Consider the following 21,038-nt stretch of genomic DNA (forward strand, 5'->3'; position numbering starts at 1 on the left):
CATGCTACCCGGCCTCGCGGCCGCGCAGGAGGCGGCGCAGCCGGCCGCGTCTGCGGCGGAGCCCGAAGCCGATGTGGATTCGCCCGACGACATCGTCGTTACCGGCACCGCGCGCGCCCAGCGCCGCTTCGACGTCTCCTACGCGATCAATTCCCTGAGCCGGGAAGACGTCGAAAAGATCGCGCCCAAGAACTTCGCCGACCTGCTCGGCACCGTTCCTGGCATCCAGGTCGAGGCGACGGGGGGCGAGGTGCAGAACATCACGCGCGTCCGCGGCATCCCGACCGACCGCGGTTATCTCATCTTCCAGCAGGACGGCCTGCCGCTGTATCACGAGATCGACGGCGTGTTCTTCAACTCCGGCGAGGGCATGAACCGCTACGACCTGATGACCGAGCGGGTCGAGATCGTCCGCGGTGGCCCGGCGCCGATCTATGCGAGCAGCGCCGCGGCGATCGCCAACAACATCACCGTGACCGGCGGGCCCGAAGCACGCGGCCGTGCGCAACTGACGCTCGGCGACACCGGCCTGTACCGGCTCGATCTGATGCAGTCGGGCCCGATCGACGACCAGACGACGTTCGCTGTGGGCGGCTTCCTGCGCCAGCATGACGGCTATCGCGACAGCGGCTTCCCCAGCGACAAAGGCGGGCAGATCCGCGCCAATCTGAAGCACGATTTCGGCAATGGCTTCGTCAAGATCTCGGCGATGTACGTCAACGACCACAATCTGTTCTACTTGCCGATCCCGGTGGCCGATCCGCGCAACCCATCGGTCTCGCTCGATCGCTACATCGACTATCACACCGGCACGCTGAACTCGCCGGCGCTGCGCGACGTCAACATCCGGTATCGCGACGGCGCGGGCGCGATGCAGACCCTGAACCGCGATCTCGCCGACGGCCGCCATATGCGCTTCTTCAACGGCGCCGTGGACTGGGAGGCCGATTTCAACGGCTGGCTGGTTTCCGGCAAGCTCGGCCTCACCAAGGGCAAGAGCAGCTTCGACGCCTTCTACTCGACCACCAATCCGGCCGACGCGACCACCTTCGCCGCGGGCTATCTCGCTGCGGCGCGCACGGCGTTCGGCGCCGGCGTCTCGCGGCTGGGTTATGCGATCGCGGGCAGCAACGGCGCGACGGCCTATGACCCGGCCGCGGACTCGGGGCTGGTCATGTCGGGCCAGTATCGCGCGATCGACGCCGATTTCTATTCGAGCCAGGCCGACCTCAGCGTCACCCGCAAGTTCGAGACCGGTTTCGGCACGCACGATATCCGCGCCGGAATCTACGGCTCGGCTTATGGCGTGAGCAGCCGGCAGGTCTATCAGGACATGCTGATCGAAGTGCACAGCAAGCCGCGAACGATCGATCTCGTCGCCTATTCGGCCACCGGCGCGGTGCTCGGCTCGGTGACCCAAAACGGCGTGCTGCGCTATACCACCACGCTCAACCAGGGCGAGGGCAACGCGAAGATGGTCGCGGTCTATGCCAACGATACGTGGGATATCACCGGCGGGTTGCGGCTTGACGCGGGCGTTCGCAAGGAATGGTACGACTATGACGGCTATGCCTTGCTTTCGACCCAGGCCGATCTCGGCGACGCGACCACGCTGGCCGACAATGCCACCCGCGCCTTCACCGGCGCGTTCGTATCGCGCGAATTGAAGCCGTCGACTACCAATTGGACGGTCGGCCTCAACTATGATTTCACCGATAATCTCGGCGCCTATGGCCGCGTCTCCAATCTCGAGGTGCCGCCGCAGCTCGGCGTGACGACGAGCACCGCCCCGACGATCATCAAGACCAAGGCGCGGCAATATGAAGCCGGCGTCAAGGCGAGCTTCGGACGCAATTACCTCTACGTCACGGGCTTCTACACCAAGTTCGATCCGTTCAACGCCTCGTTCGTCGCGTTCAACCCGGTGACCGGGCGCAACGATCAATCGGTGCCGTTCGTCGGCGAGGCGATCGTCAAGGGCGTCGAGGTCGATGGCAAGATCGCGCCACTGCGCTGGTTCGAGCTGACCGGATCGATCACCGTCGCCGATCCGCAATATCGCAACCTCGAAAACACGTCGGGCGCGGATCCCAGCGCGGTCAACGGCAACCAGATCATTCGCGAGCCGAAATTCTTCGGCAATCTCCGCCCCGCCGTCCACTTCCCCGTCGGCGAGGGCGAGCTCGAGATCGCCGGCCGCTACGAATGGGTCGGTCGTCGCTATGTCGACCTGTTCAACCTGACGGCGCTGCCGGCCTATCAGACGTTCGGCGCGAACGCGTCGGTGACCTACGGACCATGGCGCTTTCAAGTGGTCGGCGACAATCTCACCAACGCAAAGGGCCTTACCGAAGGCAATCCGCGTACAGACCAGCTCGCCGGCCAGGGCGCGACCGATGCGATCTATGGCCGTCCGCTGTTCGGCCGCAACTTCCGCTTCATCCTGAGCCGGAGCTGGTAGCTTGCGCCACGCCGCCATCGCTCTCGCCGTCGCGTTGGCCTTCGTGCCCGCGGCGGCGTGCGCACAAGATCCCCGAGGCTACACGGCGCCGTTCGCGGACTCACTGGAGACGCGGGTCTTCCCGCTCTTCGCGATGCTGCGGGCGGCGGATGGCTGGGGGCAGGCGCTGCGCGGCGACACCGTCCTTCGCAAGCTCGCTGCGGACCGCGTCGCGCGCGTGCCGCTGGACACATGCACCCCTTCGCCGCAATGCCTTGCCGATGCCTGGGTCTGGACCGATGCCGACATCGCCGCGGTTGAGGCCCGGCTGCGGTTGTTGATGCGCGATCGCCGCCTCGGCGCGGCGCTCGTCGGCGGGCAGATGCGGCCTTCGGGTCGTTTTGCCCGACACGAGACATTGGCCGACGCGGATCTCATCGCCACTGCATGGGGCGAGGCGACCGCGGCCATCAATCGCGTGATCGCAGTCTACGCCAAGGGAACCGCCCCGCGCTATCCGAAGATCGATGCGATCATCTTCGACACCGCCAAACCCGAATATGCCGACGTGCTGACCGCGCACGGCGTCGCCACAACGGCAATGGGGCATGATGACGATCTCTTCTTCGATCCGTCGCTACGTTACGCGGTCGGGCTGCTCCAGATGAACGAGCGCACCGAGGCGGGCAGGTATCGTCCGTTGCTGAGCGGCGAGAACGCCGCGACCTTGCGTGCAGTCGCCGGGACCGACTGGCGGGCAAGCCCCTATACTGCGCTGCTGGTGTTCGGACACGGACCCGAGGATGCCCAGTCGCGCACCGGCGTCATGGGGCAAATCCGCATGCGGATCGCCGCCGACATGTTCGCGCGCGGGCTCGCGCCGTTCATCATCGTGTCGGGCGGCAACGTCCACCCCAACCGCACGCCGTTCAACGAAGCGGTCGAAATGAAGCGGCTGCTCGTCACCGAGCACGGCATTCCGGCCGACCGCATCCTGATCGAGCCGCACGCGCGCCACACCACGACCAACCTGCGCAATTGTGCCCGCCTGCTTCTGGCCGCCGGATTCCCCGTCGACCGGCCGGCGCTGGTCGTCTCGGACCACCGCACGATCCAGTATATCGGCGGCCCCGAACTCGCCCGGCGCAACCTCAGCGAAATGGGCGTCGAGCCGGGCCGCCTTGCGCCAGGCCCCGACCGGTTCAGTCTGCGCTTCACGCCCGCGCGGATTGCATTCCACGTCGAAGCTACCGATCCGCTCGATCCGTGAAACGATCATCGGCCCGCCCGGCGGTTGATGGTGCCGATGCCTTTGAGGCGAGGTCAGCGTGCCGGTTCGGTGGCCATTCCGGCGAGACGGGTGAGCGTATTCCAGTTGCGAAAGGTAAGGCGGGCGCCGGTCCGGCGTTCGATCACGGCTGGCAGCAGCTTCGATTTCGAAATCTGTCCGACATAGTCCACCACCAGATCGCCGCCGACACGAGCGAGCCTTTCGTGCCCCGTGGGCGGATTGAGGCAGTCGAATCCGCGGCCGGGATCCTTGACGAAGCACACGGCCAGCTCGCTCGGGCGATCGCGCACGGCGTCCGGGAAGGGATCTGCCCGGACAATGGCAGCGAGCTCGTCCGGCGTGCGGATCACGACTTCGTTGGCGAGCCCGAAACTCCGCAGCGCGTCGCCAACCATCACCTCCGCTTCTTTCGCGGTCTTCTCCGTCGCCAGCACGAGATTCCCGGTGGTGATCCAGCTTCTCGCATCGGCAAAGCCGGCGTGCCGGCACGCGTCGGTCAAATCCCGCATCGACATCTTCGCATGCGTCGCGGGGCCGATGGCTCGGATAAGGGCGACGAAGCGGTTCATGAAGTCCCTCGCTGGTTCCCACGATGGTATCGACCAAGGGCCGGAAAGGGAACCATCGGCCGCCACGGGATCGCGCCCGACGTGCGACATCGCCGTCGGACTGGGACTGATCGTCGGACTCGAGGCAACCTTGCTATCGTCATTGCCCTCGCGGATCACCACGTTCTAAATCACGGGCTCTGGTGCCTTTAACCTGGCCACCGCATAGCGTGGCCTGCTGAACTGGGACCAGCGAAGCTGGCGGTCCAAAGGCTCAGGCAACCGGCGCGTAAACCGCGTACCGTTCCCAGCTGTCACTGATCGGTTTGAACAGCAGATTCCGTCCATTCACGTCAGCGGTGAAGGTCAGCGGAGACGCAGGTTCAGGCCGAAGCCGGTCGGCTATGTCTGCGGGTAAGGCGGTTACCGCGACCGGTGACACCTTCGCCATCTCGGGCCCCTGTGTCGTCAGCAGCGCCGGGGGCATCGATCCCATTGCCAACTGCTGGGCCAGCACCACGGGACCATAGACCAGAGCGCCCACGCCGGGGCGATCGTTGAACCTCTCGAGCGTCATCCGCATCGGCAACTCAAGATCGACGACGTCACCCCGCTTCCACCTGCGGCGCATTGCCAGATAGCTGCCCGGCTCCGGGGTGCCCGCCGGCTTGCCGTTGATCAGCACGCGTGGGTCTTTGCTGGCCCAGCCGGGAATGCGCAGGCGCAAGGTCCATTCCCTCCGGTTCCCGGCTTCCACCACCAGCCGCGTTCGCGATTGCGCGGGGAAGCTCGTTTCCTGGCGTAGTCTGATCCCCGATTTCGTCTCGAGGCGCGTGGGCACGAACAGGTTCACGAAGATGCCGTCGTCATCCTGGGCGTAAACCATCGACGTCAGCTTGTTGAATTCCTCCAGCGCAGTTCCGTTGCAGCACCAGAAGGTCGTATCTTCCGTGCCCCTGGTCTTCCACGCACCGGGCGTGAGCGACAGGAAATACCCCGTCATGCCCGTTTTGGGATCGATCATCCCCAATCGGTGATTGAGCAAGTTGCGCTCATAATAGTCGATCAGCGCAACGTCCGGCCGCCAGGCAAAGCGCTGCGCCGTCAGCTTCATCATGTTGTAGGCGCAGCAGCATTCCTGATGGTTGTCGCCCTTCATCGCTTCGAACCCCAGACGGTTCGAATCGACAATCCAGTGCTCCTTGTTGCTCGACCCGCCCGTGGCATAGGTCCGTCCTTCGACGACCGTGTCCCAGAAGAAGTCGGCCACCTGGCGAAAGCGGACGTCGCCGGTTGTGTCGAAACGCGAGGCGGCGCCGAGGATTTGTGCGACATGCTCGTTCATGTGCAGTCCCCGCAGCGTATCCTTGCGGTGAAACAGCGGCTCGAACACGCTTTTCTTCGTGAAACGATCGCCCACCGCGATCCAGCGTGCATCCTGGGTAACCGCGGCGAGGCGATAGAGAATATCGTTCATCCCGCCGAATTCCTGGTTGATCACCCGTAGCATGGCGGCCTCGTCGCGCGCTGCCGTCCAGGTGTCGGTCCAGGTCGCCATCCCCAGCAGCACTTGAAGGGCCGCTCGATTGCCGGCCAGGTCATGCATGTCGAGCAGTCCGGCCATGATCTTGTGGAGCGTATAGAACGGCGCCCACACCCATTTGCCGCTGGCCAGACGGTCGAACAACTCGGTGGGAAACGCGCTGAGATACCCACCTGCGTCGAGGGCACGCTGGCAGATGGCGAGTTCCTCCACGATCGCGTCGCCGCGCCGTTTCAACTCGGTATCGCCGGTGGAGGCGTAGCCCAGGGCGCAAGCCGACAGATAGTGGCCGGCAAAGTGGCCTCTCAGTTCGATCTCCGGGGCTTCCCATCCCCCAAGCGGCTTGGCGTCGCTCGGCAGACCGGCGTTCAGTCGGAACGTGTGAAGGAGGCGGTCGATATCGATCCGCTTCATATAGGCGACGTTCGCGCGCTGGGCGTCGAGCAGCGCTCCGTTGAGCAGGTGCACTTCCGCCAGTGAAAAGCCGCGGGCACTGGGCGTTACGGGGCGTAGGGACGTCCTACCGAGTTCGCCGAACACCGGAGACGTGTCGTAACTCCAGACCTGATCCTGTGCAGAGGCCGTGCCTGCGCAGACTGCGAACGGGGAGATCGCGAGCCAGCGGGTGAGTTCACGCCGCCTGACTGCAGTACGAAGGCCATCCATGCCTATTCCTCTTTCCTCGTTCGAGCCGGACACCCGCTGATGCAGTTTCTGGATGTAGATAACACGCGATGCGAAATCCAAAATTGTTTTCGCTGGCGAAAAATTGTTTGCACGGGTTGTAGCGTGGCTTGAAGAAAGTGGAGGTATCGCTCCTGTTGGCCGGCCGCGTTCAGCCGGCCGCCTTGGAGCGAACAACCGCTCGCGCCCAAGCTTGAGCCATCGTCGGTCAGTGCAGCAACCATGTGTGAGCAAGTGGAGCAAGACTTGCTCGATCGTTGACTACGATGGCGGCTCCAAGAGCGAACAGCTTGATTCTATCGAACTAACCGGGCCTAATGTTAGCGCTAATATCTGAGGTTTCTGACCGGCCTCGCCGGCGGCGCTTTAGGGGAGGAAATACCGTGAAGATCGCTTTCGCCGCATTGCTTGCGGCCATCCTGACAGCGCAACCGGCGGTATCGCAGACGCCCCCTCCTGCGATCGCTGAAGATTTCAAGCCGTCCTCGCTGAACCAGCCGGGCCAGCAATATCCGCAGGTCAATTCGCAAGGCTATGCCCGCTTCCGCATCGTCGCACCCGACGCAACAAGCGTGAAGGTGAGCCTGGGCCTCGGCGGCAGGGGCGGCACGGTCCTGACCAAGGCTGGCGACGGAAGCTGGACGGGCACGACCGAGGGGCCGCTGGACGAGGGGTTCCATTATTATCGCCTGACCGTCGACGGCGGCACGTTCAACGATCCCGGCACGCTGAACTTCTTCGGATCGAGGCGGTGGGAAAGCGGCATCGAGATTCCAGCGCACGACGCGGATTTCTATGCGCTCAAGGACGTCCCACACGGCCGTGTCGAGCAGATTCTGTTCCCTTCGCCCAGCACTGGCGCTCCCCGCCGAGCGTTCGTCTATACGCCACCTGGCTACGGCAAGAACCCGCGAGACCGATATCCGGTCCTGTACCTGCAGCACGGCTGGGGCGAAGACGAAACGGCCTGGACCAATCAGGGGCATGCCAATCTGATCATGGACAATCTGATCGCCGCCGGGAAGGCACGGCCGTTCATCATCGTCATGACCTACGGCATGACCAACGACGTGCGGCCGGGCGGTCCCGGCGGACTCGCCAGCTTCGACATCAAGCCGTTCCAGACGGTGCTCCTCGACGAGCTGATCCCCTATGTCGACAGCCAGTTCCGCACCCTTCCCGATCAGCGTCACCGGGCCATGGCAGGCCTCTCGATGGGCGGGTTCGAAACCAGGCTGATCACGCTGAAGAACCTCGACAAGTTCGCGTATATCGGCCTGCTGAGCGGCGGAACCGTGTCGTTGGACGATGTGAATGCGGCCCCGGGATACAGGGAGAAGGTCAAGCTGACATTCGTAAGCTTCGGCAGCCGCGAGCTCGAAGGTGGCCGCGCCGGCCCTCCCGGCGGCCCCCGCGTCGATCCGCGCGCGAATGCCGAGGCGCTCAGGAATGCCGGTATCAAAAGCGCCTTCTATGTGTCGCCCGACACGGGGCATGAGTTTCAGTCATGGCGGCGAAGCTTGCGCGAGTTGGCGCCGATGCTGTTCACAGACTGACGCAACGTCAGAGGGCATCCGTAAACCGCACCACATCGCTCCGCGGCGAGGCAGGAAGAGGCGTTCGTTGCCGAGATGATCCGGCGGCGGCTCTCTGGGAGGCGTGGGTAACAGCCGTTCCGCTATCACCATGGGGGCAGCCGTGCGCAGATCGGTAGGCACAAGGTAGTGCTCGATTTCGGAGATTGAAGCTGCGCGGAGCGATCGGCGTGCGCTCTCGGCTGAGGGGCGCGCTCAATTGGCTGTGGATCCACACCTGCAGCCTGATCCCAGGCGTGTCAGTTCCCGATACGGGCAGGCTTCCTCCACCAGGACAATGTGTGGACGTCGTGCGACGTCGTCCATACACCTTTCCGCGTATATCGCAGGGCGCCGCTGCCGGTCGTCTTTCCGACCCGCGCGCGGATAGCAAGGGTTTCAGCATCGATCACCACGAACGTCTGGCCCGCGGTCGTGCGCAGCCAGATCTTGCCGCCGCCCGCATCGATATCCCCATATTTCAACGTTTCGTCGACCTTTACGCGGCCGGAGACATCTCCGGTCTCGGGGTTGATCCGGGCCAATGTCCCGTCTCCCTGCTCCTGAACCCAAACAGCACCCTCGCCGGCGACGAGGAAGCCGGGCTCCCGGCCCAGCGCGGTCCGCCCGACGACCGTATTGGTCTGCGGGTCGATCTTCTGCAGGCTCTGGTGGTCGGCACTGACGGCCCATAACGATCCGAGACCGAATGCCAGATAATAGGTGCCGGGATCGACCTGGATCGCGTTCGTCACGCCGTTGCTCGCCGGATCCACGCGAGCGACGACGCCCTTGTCGTCACTCGCCACCCAGACCGATCCGGCGCCAGCCACGACATTCAGCTCGCCCTTGGGATTGGCGATGCCGGTGGCGATCACGGCAGTTTTCCGCGCCGTCTTGAGGTCGATCCGGTTGAGGGTCCCGTCCTTGCAATCGGCGACCCACAAGGAGCCGAACGCGACCGCCATGGCGCCGCAAGGGCGCGACATGGCGACTTCCGCTAGTTTGCGCTTCTTCGACCAGCGCTCGACCCGCCCCTCGTTGGTGATCCAGACCGACGATCCGTCCACCGCGAGGAAATCGGCGAATCCCGGAACGGTGAGCACCCGCTCCTCCTGGGCGGAAACGGCCGAGGATATCAGCGCAAGACTCCCTGCGATCGCCAGGAGAAGCGAATTCCTGTTCAAACACCCGATGATCATCAGGAAACGTCTCCAGATCGATATCCAAAAATAGCGGAGGGCGACATCCATCCGTATCGGCCCGGTTGGGCGCAGTCAGGCATAACCTCGCCCCGCCCTGATCTTCGCGATCATCGACTGGAACGGGAAGAGCATCTGCTCCAGGATCGACAGGCGCCGGCGTTCGTCCTGGCCCACCAGCTCAGCCTCTCCGTCGCGATAGGTGCCGAAGACGCGATCGAGCAGGATCAGCGAGTTCGCATAGTTGCAGCGCGTTTCCTCATACCCCACCGAATGGTGCAGGCTATGGTTCCGGATCGTCGTGAAGAATAACGCGTACCACCGGGGCGGATCGCACCGCGTATTCGCATGCGCGAACGTCGATACCACGGAGAGGATGTGGAAGGCACAGAACAAGGCGTTCAGCGGCAGATCGAACAATGCGACCACGCTGAGGCTGATCAGGAACAATTCGATCGGATTGCCGACCGCACCTTTCATAGCGTTCAGCTGGGTGATGTGATGGTGCGGCGCGTGCGTCAGCCAGAACGGCGTGTAATTGTGCATCAGCCGGTGCATCCAATACTGGCCGAACTCGACCAGGAAGACGACCAGCACCACCTGCACGACGAAGGGCAGATGCATGGCCCATTCGGTGGTGATGCCCAGCGCGTGCTTTGCTGCGATCAACGGCTCTTCGGCCAGTCGGGCGGTAACCCACGCAATCACCGTCATGCTCAACACCATGTAGAAGAGGTCGGTGAAGAACTCCTTCTTCGTCAGGCGCCAGCTGGCATGCCGTTCGTTGAGCCATTCGAGCCCCAGAACGAACAGCGTCGTGAGCGCTATGCCTATGGTGAGCGTCCCGGCGTTTTCGACCCATGCCTTGGGAACGAATGCCCAGAAGACCAGGATTGCCGCGACCATCGCGGGCTGCACGTAGCTGAACAGGATCTTCTTCATAGACTTGCTCCGGTCACGTCAGCGAAAGGAGGGCTCCCGGCACCGCTTTAGGATGGCGTCTCGGGAGGCGCAGGTGGCCGAATAACGTAGCGGCGCGCGCCCCGGCGATGGGGCCAACCCGTCCGTCGATCGCAAGCAGGTTGCTTTCGACGGGCACGGGCCGGCCTCGGTCGATCAATAGTGAATGCGGAAGTCGACACCCACGCGACGCGGCGTCAGCACCCCGCGGGCGTAGTAGCGTTCGACCACATCGGTGCGGACCTGATTGTAGGACGAGATGTCGTTGCTGATCGCAGTCACTGCATATTTGTCGAAGATATTGTCTGCGAACAGCCCGATCTCGAAGCGCTCACTGATGTAGTTCAGCGACGCGCTGTGCGTGACGTAGCCCGGGATCTTCTCGCCATTGCCGCGCAGCCCCACGCGCGAATAGATGTCGCCGCGATAGACGGTGGCCCAGCTCGCCTCGATCCTGCGCCCGTCGCCCAGCGGATAGCTGTAGATGAGCTGGCCGCTGGCCGAATGCTTTGCCGATCCGGGCAGCCTGTCACCCGCGGAGGCGTCGTAACGAACGCCCTGGCTGACCACCAGCCCCGCCACATCCTCGGTCAGATGCGCATCGACATAGGAATAGGTGCCGAGCAGGGTCAGGTTCGGCGTGATCTTGAGCGTGCCCTGGAAATCGAAACCCTGCGAGACGGCCTTGGCGCCGTTCACCGTGATGCCGATCGCGCCGTTCACCGTCTGGCTCGGCACCTGCACGCCGTTCCAGTTGATATGATAGCCGTCGAGCGTCAACTGGAGCCGCTTGTCGAACAGGCTGGCGCGCACGCCCAGTTCGGCGTTGCGTGTCTTGTCCGGCCCATAGATCAGCTCATTGGGCAGCGCGCAGAGATTCTGGCCGGGCGGCAATGGCAGGATACAGGGCACCACTCGGTTGACGCCGCCGATGCGGTAGCCGGTCGAGTAAGTGAAATAGGCCAGCAGATCGTCGCTGAACTTGTAGGAAGTGTTCGCCTTCCAGACCACGCCGTCCTTGCCGGTCGCGCCCTTGCGGATCCGGTTCGGGCGGATCGTCGTCGACGGATAGGGATCGACCCCGCTCCCCAGCAGTGGCAGCGCGGAACCGCCCGAGACATTCGAGTCATATTTGAAGTAGCGGATGCCGCCCGTCACTTGCCACTTGCTGGTCAAGTGCAAGGTACCCTCGCCATAAACCGCCTTCTCAACATCCTTGGTATTGACCTGCGAGATATATTCGAGATTGTCCGGGCGATTGACGCCCCAATATCCAGGCCATTGCGCGAACCCCGGCGTGTATTCGTGCCGGCTCGAGTCAAATTCAAGGCGGTTGTAGAATCCACCGATGACCCAGTTGAAAGGGCCGCCATGGGTCGAGACGAGCCGTATCTCCTGATTGAGCTGCTTATAGTTCCGATCGTTGTTCGCGTAGGAGGAAAACTCGGGAAATGCTTCATAACCATAGTTAAGATCGAGAAGCAGATCGGTATTGTCGTCCGTATTCTGGATGTTCTGCTTCGTGTATGCCGTGGTGCTGACAAGCTGCGCAATGTTGAAAAGATTGACGTAAATCTCGGCCGAGAAGAGATCCGACTTGCGATCGAACGGCTCGAGGTAGCGCCAAGGCCCTTCATATTTCCCGGTGCCGAGCACACCGGCGCCATTGGCCTGACGCCCGCCGCTCTTGGTGCTCTGATGGGCGTAGGTGAGATACGCCCTGATATTGGGGTTATATTCGAGCAGCAGTTGGTTGCGCGTGGTGAAGGTGTGCTCATAGTTCACATCTTCGGCGCGCTTGAAATTGGCAAGATAGTCGGCAGGGCCGCCAAGGGAGCCGGTCGAGCCGCCCGACGCCCGGACCGGCTGGGGATCGGAGGCGCCGGGCTGCTTCAGCAGATAATTGTAATCGATGAAGCCAGCGTTGCTGTAATAGCCCGTCGCGGTCCGAAACGCGATATGATCCTTCAAGATCGGCAGGTTGACGGCGATATCGCCGATGCCGCTGAAATCATCCGAATGCGATTGGGCATAGCCGCGGCCATGCACGTCGACCGAGAAGCGATCCGTATCGGGCCGGTTGGGAATATAGCGCACCGCGCCCGCGAGCGTGCCGAGGCCATAGAGCGTGCCCTGCGGCCCTTGCAGCACTTCCACGCGGCTGATGTCGATCAGCTTGAAGTCCAGATAGAGCGGAACCTCACCGAGATAGACGCCGACCGCGTTGTTGGAATTGGCTCCATTGACGCTGGTGTCGCCGGACGAAATGCCGCGCAGAATGATCTCGCCCGTCGATGCCGGGCCGGTATCCGCGATCGTGACGCCCGGCGTGAAGTTGCCGAGCGCGCGGATGTCGTCGAGCCGCAGGCTCTCGATCGCCTCTCCGGATACCGCGCTGATGTTGATCGGGGCATCCTGGAGCGTGGTCCGCCGGCGGCTGCCGGTCACCACGATCTCGTTCGAACCGGCAGTAGAGGAGCCCGAAGATGCCTCCTGTTCCGGAGCGGACGCTTCCTGCGCCAGCGCCGGAGTGCCCGCAACGCTCATGAGCGCGGTCGCGCACAGCAACCCCCTGCGAGAAAGTCGGCTCATCTTCTGTCCCCTTGGCTTTTTTGTGATCCCGAGCGCCTCCTCTCGACACCCTTCCCGTGCGTCGGCTTGCTTTGAGCCTCCGCGTATTACGAATACGCTAAACGATAATAACGCCCCCATGACATGGGGCGTTTGACGTAAGCCGATCCGCGAGCGGCACGCTCTACGTCAAACTGCCCATACCGCCCCGACGCCCGGCCCGGTATCGGGCTGCGATGGTTGCTTCCGCCCGGATCCGGCCCGCATCGGAAACCCTCTGCTTGTTCCTGGGTCTCGCAATGACTGCGATTCCAGACAGTGCCGCCGCCGCACCGAAGGCACGCCTTGTCCATTGCGGCGATGCGACCTGCCTCCGCATCTCCGGTCGTCGTCCCCATGCCGCGGTGGTAGTCCGGATCGCGGGCCAACCCCTCGTGGTCGAAGGCAACCGCTCCTGGCGCGCGACAGTGCTGCTGGCGACGGCGCGCGACTGGGCAAGCGTCCATGACGGCACGCTGACGGTGACGCTGGACGATGCGCGGACCGGGGGCGAAAGCACCGAAATCGTCGTGCTGCCGCCAGGCGCATTGGGCGAGCGACGCGAACTCGCCAGCCTGATAGTAAGCGCATACTGATCTTCTATTTAGTAATACTAGGCATTATACTTGCAATAACTGCCGGCCGGCACTAATTGGTCGTCACCTGATCGCCGAAGAGCGCCAGGAAGAGCAGATGCAGGAGATGATGATGAAGATCGGCATAGTGGCGCTCGCCGCGCTGATGGTGGCGGCGCCTGCCTTCGCGGCACCCCGTGAAAATCCCTTTTCGGCAGACAGCGCAGTGCTCGACTTGCGGGGGCTCGATCTTACCAGCGTCGAGGGTCAGCAGCGTCTCGCGATCCGAATGGATCGGGCGGCAAACAGGGTTTGCGGCGAGGGGATGAGTTCCATCCATCTCGCACTCGGAGCCCAGGCGCGAGCCTGCCATGCGGACGTGATCGCCAATATTCGCTCGCGTATTGCCGCTGCGACGGCCGCCAACAATGCCAAGGCAAACCAGCTGGCGTCGCGCTGAGGCGGCTTCGGTAGAGTTCGGGTCCGGTGCCTGATCGCGGGCGCCGGCCCGGTCACCCGTGAGCCGCTCAGTCGACGGCGATACCTTGCGCCTCCAGCCACGCGCGCACCGGCGCCAGCACCGCCGCATGTTTCCGCCAGCGCGCCACGGAATCCCGATAGATCGGACGACGGACCTGCGCGGCGCTCGGAGTCGACACGGCACCGGAATAGGCGTGAAAATTCAGGCATTCGTCGGCCCAGTCGAGCCCGCAATGGGCCAATAGCCGGCGGGTCTCCCCCTCCTGATCCTCGACCAGTTCTTCGTAGCTGAGCTCGAGGATACGGCCCGGCAGCGCCTTGCGCCAGAACGCCATCAGCCGATCGAACCGCGCATAATAAGCGGCGATGTCGAGAAGATCGTAACTATAGTCATAGTAACGCGATCCGATCGCGAACAAATTGCGGAAGTTGGCGAGAACCGTATCCATCGGGTTCCGCCGCAGACAGACGATCGCCGCGTTCGGCAGTGCGCGGGCGGCGATCCCCGCGTAGAAGAAATTGCCCGGGAACTTGTCGACGAAGCGCAGCGCGGGAGTCCGCCGGTGATGGGCCGTGCGCGCCAGATAGTTGCGGCCGATCGCGCTCGCGTCGTGGCCAGCCGCGGCCAGGATCGTCTCGGGATCGAGGACGTTGCGGCTGCGCGTCTGTGCCGCGGCCTTGAACGCGAGCGGCAGCGCCTGAAGCTCGCCGACACTCTCGACCCCGGGGTGCGATGCCAGGATGCGGTCAACCAAAGTCGTGCCGGTGCGCGGCATGCCGATCACGAGGATCGGCGCTTCGGTTGCCCCCTCCCCGGCCGGTGCCCGCATGACAAGCGGCCATGCCACTTCGACCGCATCGAAGATCGCGGCGTCGCGCGCGAAATCATAATCGAGCGTGGCATGATGCGCGGCGTTGATCGCGACAAGGCACTCGAGCGCCTCTTCCGCATCCCCGATGTCCTCGAGTTCCTTCACCAGCGCATAGCCCGTCAGCAGACGGTCACGCCCCGGCGACGAGCCGTCGTGCACGGTGCGAAGCCGCTCCACATGGTTGCGTGCGGGGGTCTGTTTCCGCAGGCCGGCCAGCAGATGATGGGCTCTCGCATCGTTCGGCGCGCGGCCGAGGATCACCTCGAGCACCGCTTCGGCTTCCTCGGTGCGGCCGAGGAAGCTCAGTGTGGCCGCATGATTGTAGCGGAACTGGTCGTTCTCCGGCGCGAGATCGACCGCCGCAACGAAATGCGGAAGCGCCGCGTCGTGATCGCCCAGCCGCGCATAGACGCATCCCATCGTGTCGCGCCCGAGCGCATCCGCAGGCGGCGCGGCCTCGGCGGCGCGGAGCGTGGCGGCGGCATCGCCGTCTCGGCGCACCATCGTATAGAGACGTGCGAGTTGCGCGCGATACTCGCCGTACGGCGCGATCGCCACTGCCTGTTCGATCTGGCGGATCCCGTCCCGCACCTGGCCAGCCTCGGCATCCGCGATGCCGAGCAGGAAATATGCTTCCGCCTTGCCGGAGGCCTCCGCCATGCGGACCGCCGCCAGGCGGCGCACCCCGGCAAAATCACCACCCTCCAGCACGGCTCGCCCTGCTGCGCTCAGGGGTTCCCTTATGCTCTGCGGCGTTCCTGTCATGGCCTATTGCGAGAGCGTGGCGACGGCGATCGCCGTGGCAGAGGCACGATTCTCGACACCCATTTTCACGAAGATCTGCTCCAGATGCTTGTTCACGGTACGCGGGCTGATGTGCAGGATTTCGCTGATCTCGCGATTCTGCTTGCCGCGGCTGATCCAGACCAGGACCTCGGCCTCGCGCGACGTCAGGCCATGGCGCTCGGCGAGAAGCCGCTCGGCGTCCCCTTCGCGACGCTCGGTCAGCCTGAACAGCCATTGGTCGGCGCCGCTCTGGCGGAGGAACGTGCATTCCACGGCACTCTCGGCGACTTTGAGCGACGCCTGGGCGCCGGGCGGCACACCAGGTTGCTGCAAGTGCTCGACCACCGCGGCAAGCTGTCCGGGCAACCGGCCGTCGCGCGACGCCCAGCCGGGAAACAGCCGCTCGATCGTGGCAGTCGCCAGGGGCGTCAGCCAGATGGTCGCCCCGGCATCGTCGATCGCGAAGGACGGTCGGCCGGCGGTGTCGAGCGCGAGCTGGCTGCCCTGCGCGACGCGGGCATTGGCGAGGTGCACGGATACGCGCGCCAGCAATTCGTCGACCACGATCGGCTTGTGGACATAATCGACCCCACCCGCCTCCAGTCCATGCACGACGTGCTCGGTCTCGGTCAGTCCGGTCATGAAGATCACCGGCAGGTGGCGGAAGCGGCTGTCCGACTTGATCCGGCGCGTGGTCTTGAAGCCGTCCAGTCCAGGCATCACGGCATCCATCAGCACCAGATCCGGCGTGACATGTTCGAGCAGATCGAGCGCGGCGAGCCCGTCGACTGCAATCAGGACGGTCATTCCGGCATGCTCGAGCGTGCTGGTCAGAAAGCGGAGCGATTCTGGCGTATCGTCGACGACAAGGATCGTCGCGCGCGTTCCGCTCCCCGGATTAGTCGCCATTGCCGAGCCTCCGGGCAAGGCCGCGCAGATCGAAATCGTCCAGATGTCGCCGCATTTCGGCAACCGTCCCGGCACTGTCCGGCACTTCGGCCTCGAGCTCGACGAGGAGCTTTTCGATGCCGCGGATATGCCCTGTTTTGACATGGTGCCGCAGGCTCACGAGATAGGGTTCGGCAGCCGGGGGAAGCGCATCGGAAGATGGGCCCGCCGCGTGCTCGACCTCACCGTCACCGGAGACGATCCAATCGACGCCGAGCTGCCGGCCGACCATATCCAGCAGCGCGTCGAGATCGACCGGTTTGGAAAGAAAGGCATCATGGTGGCTCTGGCCGTCGCCGCCCGCGCGATACTCATGGGCATTGGCGGAAACCATGACGATCCGCAGCGACCGGCCGAAGGCCGCGCGCAACTGCGCAGCGATCTCCCATCCGGTGCAGCCCGGCATCTGGATGTCGAGCAAGACCAGATCCGGAGCGCAGCTTTCGGCCAGCGCAAGCCCTTCGGCGCCGCTCGTTGCTGCGAAAACGACGAAGTTCAGCGGCAGCAGCAGGCGCTGCACGACGATGAGCTGGGAAGGATCGTCGTCTATGACGAGGATCGTCTTGCGATCTCCGCTATGACCGGTCACGCGCTCATAGGCCGGCGCCCAGGTTGGGGCGACCATCGGTTCGGGCAGTAATATCTGGAGCCGAAAGCTGCTGCCGCGGCCGACTTCGCTCGACACCGTCACCTCCCCGCCGAGTATCCGCGCGAGCACACGGGTAATGGCCAGGCCGAGGCCGATCCCGGGCTGCATCGCTGAATCGGGCAAACTGCCGCGCTCGAACGGCTCGAAAATCCTCTCCAGATCCTCGGGCGCGATTCCGATGCCGGTGTCGGTGACATCGATCTGGGCCATTTGGCTGCGATATCGGATCGTCAGCGTCGCGCCGCCCTTGTCGGTATATTTGATGGCGTTGGACAGCAGGTTGATGAGGACCTGCCGCAGCCGTTTCTCATCGGTGCGAACGAACGGCGGCAATCGGCCTTCGACCTTATATTCGAGCGAAAGACCCTTGGCCGCTGCCTGCAGGCGGAACATGTCCACGACCTGATCGAGAAGAGCAGGAAGGCGAACCACATCCTGCCGCAGCTTGAGCACGCCGCTTTCGATCCGCGATATATCCAGGAGACCTTCGACGAGATTGGTGAGATGCTCCGCAGAGCGCCGGATCACACTGCCTGCCTCGACTGGCGGGATGGCGTCTTCGCGTTCGAGAAGCTGGGCGTAGCCATAGATGGCATTGAGCGGCGAACGGATTTCGTGACTCACCGCGACCAGATAGCGGGTCTTGGCGGCATTGGCGGCCTCTGCGGCCCCCTTGGCGCGTGCGAGTTCATCATGGGTCAGCCGGTGAGCGGCGATCTCATCCTGCAGAATCTGTGTCTGGTACAGCCGTTCCCGCCGCGCTTTTCGGCGCGCATCGCGCGCCATGATGAACAACGTCCCGATCAGACCGACGACGATGACCGCCGCACCTAACAGTATCCCTCGGGAGGCATGTGCCATCGCGCAGCCTATACCCGGTGCCGCCGCAGGTCCGCTAGCCGAGGCTCCGGCGGAGTGCCGATTCCCGACCGGATACCGGGAACCGAACGGGCCATGAGGGCAGTCTGGATAGTGACCAAATGACGCATTGCAGCATCACAAAATGAAGTAGCAGGTCCCATGGGCTCGATATATATTTTATTACCGGATTGCGCAAACGTAATATCGGAGGCAGTGTGCACCCACGGTTTCAGGGCGCACGGCGCGAAGCAAGGGGAAAAGCCATGGCAAACTGGATGTCAAAAACAGGTTTGGCGGTTGCAACCGCAGCCATGCTTCTCACCACCTCATGCGGTGGCGGTGCACAACAAAATGCTGCGCCGCGACATGACTTTTCGATCGGATGGTCGATCTATGCCGGCTGGATGCCGTGGCCCTATGCCCAGAAAGCCGGCATCGTAAAGAAGTGGGCCGACAAATACGGCGTCAAAATCAACTTCGTGCAGGTCAACGACTATGTCGAGTCGGTGAACCAGTTCAACGCCGGCAAGCTCGACGGCGTCACCGTCACCAATATGGATGCCCTCACCATCCCCGCCGCCGGCGGCAAGGATACGAGTGCGATCATCCTCGGCGACTATTCGGACGGCAATGACGGTATCGTCCTGAAGAACGCGTCGAGCCTGGCCGACATCAAGGGGCGCACCGTCTATCTCGTCGAACTGTCGGTGTCGCACTATCTGCTGGCACGCGCGCTTTCCACGGCGGGGCTCCAGCTTTCCGACGTGAAGACCGTGAACACGTCCGACGCCGATATCGTCGGGGCCTTCGCCAATCCCGCCACGACCGCCGCGGTCACCTGGAACCCGCAGCTCACCGAACTCGCCAAAATGCCGAACGCGAAGCTGGTGTTCGATTCGCATCAGGTGCCCGCCGAAATCCTCGATCTGCTCGCGGTCGACACCGCCACGCTCAAGGCCAATCCCAATCTCGGCAAGGCGCTGGCCGGTATCTGGTACGAGACGATCACGCTCATGCAGCGAAAGGATGCCGCCGGCGCCGCGGCTCGTGCCGAAATGGCGAAGATGGCCGGATCGACTCCGCAGGCGTTCGATGCGCAGCTCGCCACCACCCACCTCTACGGCACGCCGCAGACCGCCGTGGCCGCCCTCAACGCGCCCGCGCTCGCCAATACGATGATCAAGGTGCGTGACTTCAGCTTTGCGAAGGGCCTGTTCGGCTCGGGCGCGAAATCGGCCGACGCGGTCGGTATCGGCCTTCCAGGCGGAAAGACGCTCGGCGACCCGAAAAACGTGAAGCTGCGCTTCGATCCGAGTTTCATGGAACAGGCTGCGGCGGGCAAGCTCTGAGGAGATCGTTCCGATGCGCTGGGTGAATGTCAGGCCAAGCCGCCGCAGCGCAATTCTGCTCGGCACCTTGCCGCTGCTAATGGCCCTGATCGCCTATTTGATCGCTTCCGCAACTCGCCACGCGGCCAATGCCTCGGACAAGGTACTGCCCACGCCCACGGCGATGGTGGACGCGATGCGCGGGCTGCTCTTCGAGGCCGATCCGCTGAGCGGTCGGATCATCTTCTGGGCGGATACGATCGTGAGCCTCGAGCGGCTTTGTCTCGGGCTCGGCATCTGCGCGCTCTCGGCGCTGCTCGTCGGCATGATATTGGGCGTCCTGCCGGCGGCGCGCGCGACTTTCGGCGCCTTCGTCACCACCGTCGCGGTGATCCCGCCGATCGCCCTCCTGCCGATCCTCTTCATCGTTTTCGGGCTTGGCGAGACGGCGAAAGTCGCGCTGATCGTGGTCGGCGTCGCGCCGTTCCTGATCCGCGACCTCGCCGACCACGTCCAGGCGCTCCCCCAGGAACAGTCGATCAAGGCACAGACATTGGGTGCGAGCAGCTGGCAGCTCGCGCTGCGCGTCGCCTTCCCGCAGGCACTGCCGCGCCTGATCACCGGGCTTCGCCTGTCGCTATGTCCGGCCTGGGTCTACCTCATCTCGGCGGAGGCGATCGCCTCCGACATCGGGCTTGGATACCGGATCTTCCTCGTCCGCCGCTATCTCTCGATGGATATCATCATTCCCTATGTCGCATGGATTTCACTGCTCGCGATCGTGATGGATATGGCGCTCCTGCAGCTGAGCCGCCGCGCCTTCGCATGGGCACATCAGGCCCAGCGATGAGCGATCTCCTCGCCTTCGACAATGTCTGGCTCGAATATGGCGAGAAGATCGTGCTCGAGCGCGTGAATCTCGGCATCGCCGAGCACAGTTTCGTCTCCATCGTCGGCCCGTCCGGCGCGGGCAAGAGCAGTTTCCTGCGCCTTGCGCTGGGTCAGGAAACCCCCAGCCGTGGCCACATCCTGCTCGATGGGACGCCCCTCCCTCCCGAATGCGGACCCGATCGCGGCGTGGTCTTCCAGCGTTATTCGGTGTTCCCGCACCTGACGGCGCTACGCAACGCGATGTTCGGCCTGGAATGCGCGAAGGCGCCCTTCACCGCGCGTCTTTTCGGCGCCGCCCGGCGCCGCGCGACCGAGGAAGCCGAGGCGATGCTGACCGAAGTCGGTCTCGGCGATTCGCTCCATTTGTATCCGTCACAGCTTTCGGGCGGCATGCAGCAACGGCTTGCCATCGCCCAGGCATTGATGGCGCGCCCCCGCGTGCTGCTGCTCGACGAGCCCTTCGGCGCGCTCGATCCCGGCATCCGGCAGGACATGCACCGGCTCATCCTGCGACTGTGGGAGGAACGCGGGCTCACGGTCCTGATGGTGACGCACGACATCATCGAAGCTTTCAAGCTCGGAACGCGCGTGTTGGCTTTCGACAAGCGCCGCGTCGATCCGCACGCACCGCACCGCTTCGGCGCGACTGCGGTCTACGACTTGCCGCTCAAGAACAAGCTGCCGCTGGACACGCCCGAGGTTTCGGTGTCCAGTATTACGATTGACAGAATCAGTAATAACTTTCAGGTGTGATGCCGTGAACGACGCTCCCCCCTCCAGTTTGGCCCGGCTCAGC

Annotated in this window: 16 protein-coding genes; 8 read left to right on the forward strand and 8 right to left on the reverse strand. The window is 63.8% G+C overall.

The features are described 5' to 3' along the window. The first annotated feature begins 1 nt into the window (after position 1). The gene (locus BR78_RS0104540; protein ID WP_197021273.1) at positions 2-2,461 is read left to right on the forward strand and encodes a TonB-dependent receptor; all 2,460 of its coding nucleotides are present in this window, start codon (positions 2-4) and stop codon (positions 2,459-2,461) included. A 1-nt stretch (position 2,462) separates the two neighbouring features. Then, complete coding sequence (locus BR78_RS0104545) at positions 2,463-3,710, forward strand: YdcF family protein (RefSeq protein ID WP_029728557.1); 1,248 nt, start codon at positions 2,463-2,465, stop codon at positions 3,708-3,710. A gap of 53 nt (positions 3,711-3,763) precedes the next feature. Here the strand turns inward: BR78_RS0104545 and BR78_RS0104550 are convergent, their stop codons facing one another. Together BR78_RS0104550 and BR78_RS0104555 are read right to left on the reverse strand one after the other, a co-directional pair. After that, positions 3,764-4,300, reverse strand: coding sequence for a DUF1697 domain-containing protein (locus BR78_RS0104550; RefSeq protein ID WP_029935201.1), 537 nt, complete (start codon positions 4,298-4,300; stop codon positions 3,764-3,766). Positions 4,301-4,553: 253 nt separating this feature from the next. Continuing rightward, positions 4,554-6,569, reverse strand: a complete 2,016-nt coding sequence (locus BR78_RS0104555; RefSeq protein WP_231478150.1) for a beta-L-arabinofuranosidase domain-containing protein — start codon at positions 6,567-6,569, stop codon at positions 4,554-4,556. A 320-nt stretch (positions 6,570-6,889) separates the two neighbouring features. Between BR78_RS0104555 and BR78_RS0104560 the strand changes: the two genes are divergently transcribed. Continuing rightward, positions 6,890-8,062, forward strand: a complete 1,173-nt coding sequence (locus tag BR78_RS0104560) for an alpha/beta hydrolase-fold protein (RefSeq protein WP_029728554.1) — start codon at positions 6,890-6,892, stop codon at positions 8,060-8,062. Between the two features lie 278 nt (positions 8,063-8,340). Here the strand turns inward: BR78_RS0104560 and BR78_RS0104565 are convergent, their stop codons facing one another. From BR78_RS0104565 to BR78_RS0104575, 3 genes are all read right to left on the reverse strand, one after another. Further along, positions 8,341-9,282, reverse strand: coding sequence for a Vgb family protein (locus BR78_RS0104565; RefSeq protein ID WP_051683245.1), 942 nt, complete (start codon positions 9,280-9,282; stop codon positions 8,341-8,343). Positions 9,283-9,357: 75 nt separating this feature from the next. Next, positions 9,358-10,224: a sterol desaturase family protein gene (locus tag BR78_RS0104570; RefSeq protein ID WP_029935208.1), complete on the reverse strand. Its 867-nt coding sequence runs from the start codon at positions 10,222-10,224 to the stop codon at positions 9,358-9,360. Between the two features lie 174 nt (positions 10,225-10,398). Beyond that, positions 10,399-12,834 (reverse strand): TonB-dependent receptor, encoded by a 2,436-nt coding sequence (locus tag BR78_RS0104575; protein ID WP_029935211.1) that lies wholly within the window; start codon positions 12,832-12,834, stop codon positions 10,399-10,401. Between the two features lie 278 nt (positions 12,835-13,112). On the opposite strand from BR78_RS0104575, the gene BR78_RS0104580 reads away from it, so the two are divergent. Together BR78_RS0104580 and BR78_RS0104585 are read left to right on the forward strand one after the other, a co-directional pair. After that, on the forward strand, positions 13,113-13,448 hold the full coding sequence (locus BR78_RS0104580; RefSeq protein WP_029935214.1) for a hypothetical protein: 336 nt from the start codon (positions 13,113-13,115) through the stop codon (positions 13,446-13,448). 97 nt (positions 13,449-13,545) lie between these two features. Beyond that, the gene (locus tag BR78_RS0104585; RefSeq protein WP_231478152.1) at positions 13,546-13,887 is read left to right on the forward strand and encodes a UrcA family protein; all 342 of its coding nucleotides are present in this window, start codon (positions 13,546-13,548) and stop codon (positions 13,885-13,887) included. A 67-nt stretch (positions 13,888-13,954) separates the two neighbouring features. Here the strand turns inward: BR78_RS0104585 and BR78_RS0104590 are convergent, their stop codons facing one another. Genes BR78_RS0104590 through BR78_RS0104600 form a run of 3 tightly spaced genes read right to left on the reverse strand, consistent with a single transcriptional unit; the run spans position 13,955 to position 18,023 of the window. Beyond that, entirely contained in the window at positions 13,955-15,544 is a 1,590-nt protein-coding gene (locus tag BR78_RS0104590) for a tetratricopeptide repeat-containing sulfotransferase family protein (RefSeq protein ID WP_029935218.1), read from the reverse strand. Between the two features lie 3 nt (positions 15,545-15,547). Further along, a complete protein-coding gene (locus BR78_RS0104595; RefSeq protein ID WP_029935220.1) occupies positions 15,548-16,474 on the reverse strand; it encodes a response regulator transcription factor in 927 nt (308 codons plus the stop codon). Continuing rightward, on the reverse strand, positions 16,464-18,023 hold the full coding sequence (locus BR78_RS0104600; protein WP_037565953.1) for an ATP-binding response regulator: 1,560 nt from the start codon (positions 18,021-18,023) through the stop codon (positions 16,464-16,466). Before BR78_RS0104600 ends, BR78_RS0104595 begins: the two co-directional genes overlap by 11 nt. A gap of 263 nt (positions 18,024-18,286) precedes the next feature. On the opposite strand from BR78_RS0104600, the gene BR78_RS0104605 reads away from it, so the two are divergent. From BR78_RS0104605 to BR78_RS0104615, 3 genes are read left to right on the forward strand one after another with little or no spacing between them, the layout of a single operon-like run. Beyond that, entirely contained in the window at positions 18,287-19,372 is a 1,086-nt protein-coding gene (locus tag BR78_RS0104605) for a putative urea ABC transporter substrate-binding protein (RefSeq protein ID WP_029728740.1), read from the forward strand. A gap of 13 nt (positions 19,373-19,385) precedes the next feature. Continuing rightward, positions 19,386-20,201, forward strand: coding sequence for an ABC transporter permease (locus BR78_RS0104610; RefSeq protein WP_029935222.1), 816 nt, complete (start codon positions 19,386-19,388; stop codon positions 20,199-20,201). Further along, positions 20,198-20,995 (forward strand): ABC transporter ATP-binding protein, encoded by a 798-nt coding sequence (locus tag BR78_RS0104615; protein ID WP_037565955.1) that lies wholly within the window; start codon positions 20,198-20,200, stop codon positions 20,993-20,995. Before BR78_RS0104610 ends, BR78_RS0104615 begins: the two co-directional genes overlap by 4 nt. Positions 20,996-21,038 lie beyond the last annotated feature (43 nt).

This window comes from Sphingomonas sp. UNC305MFCol5.2, assembly GCF_000712135.1.
Lineage (GTDB): Bacteria > Pseudomonadota > Alphaproteobacteria > Sphingomonadales > Sphingomonadaceae > Sphingomonas.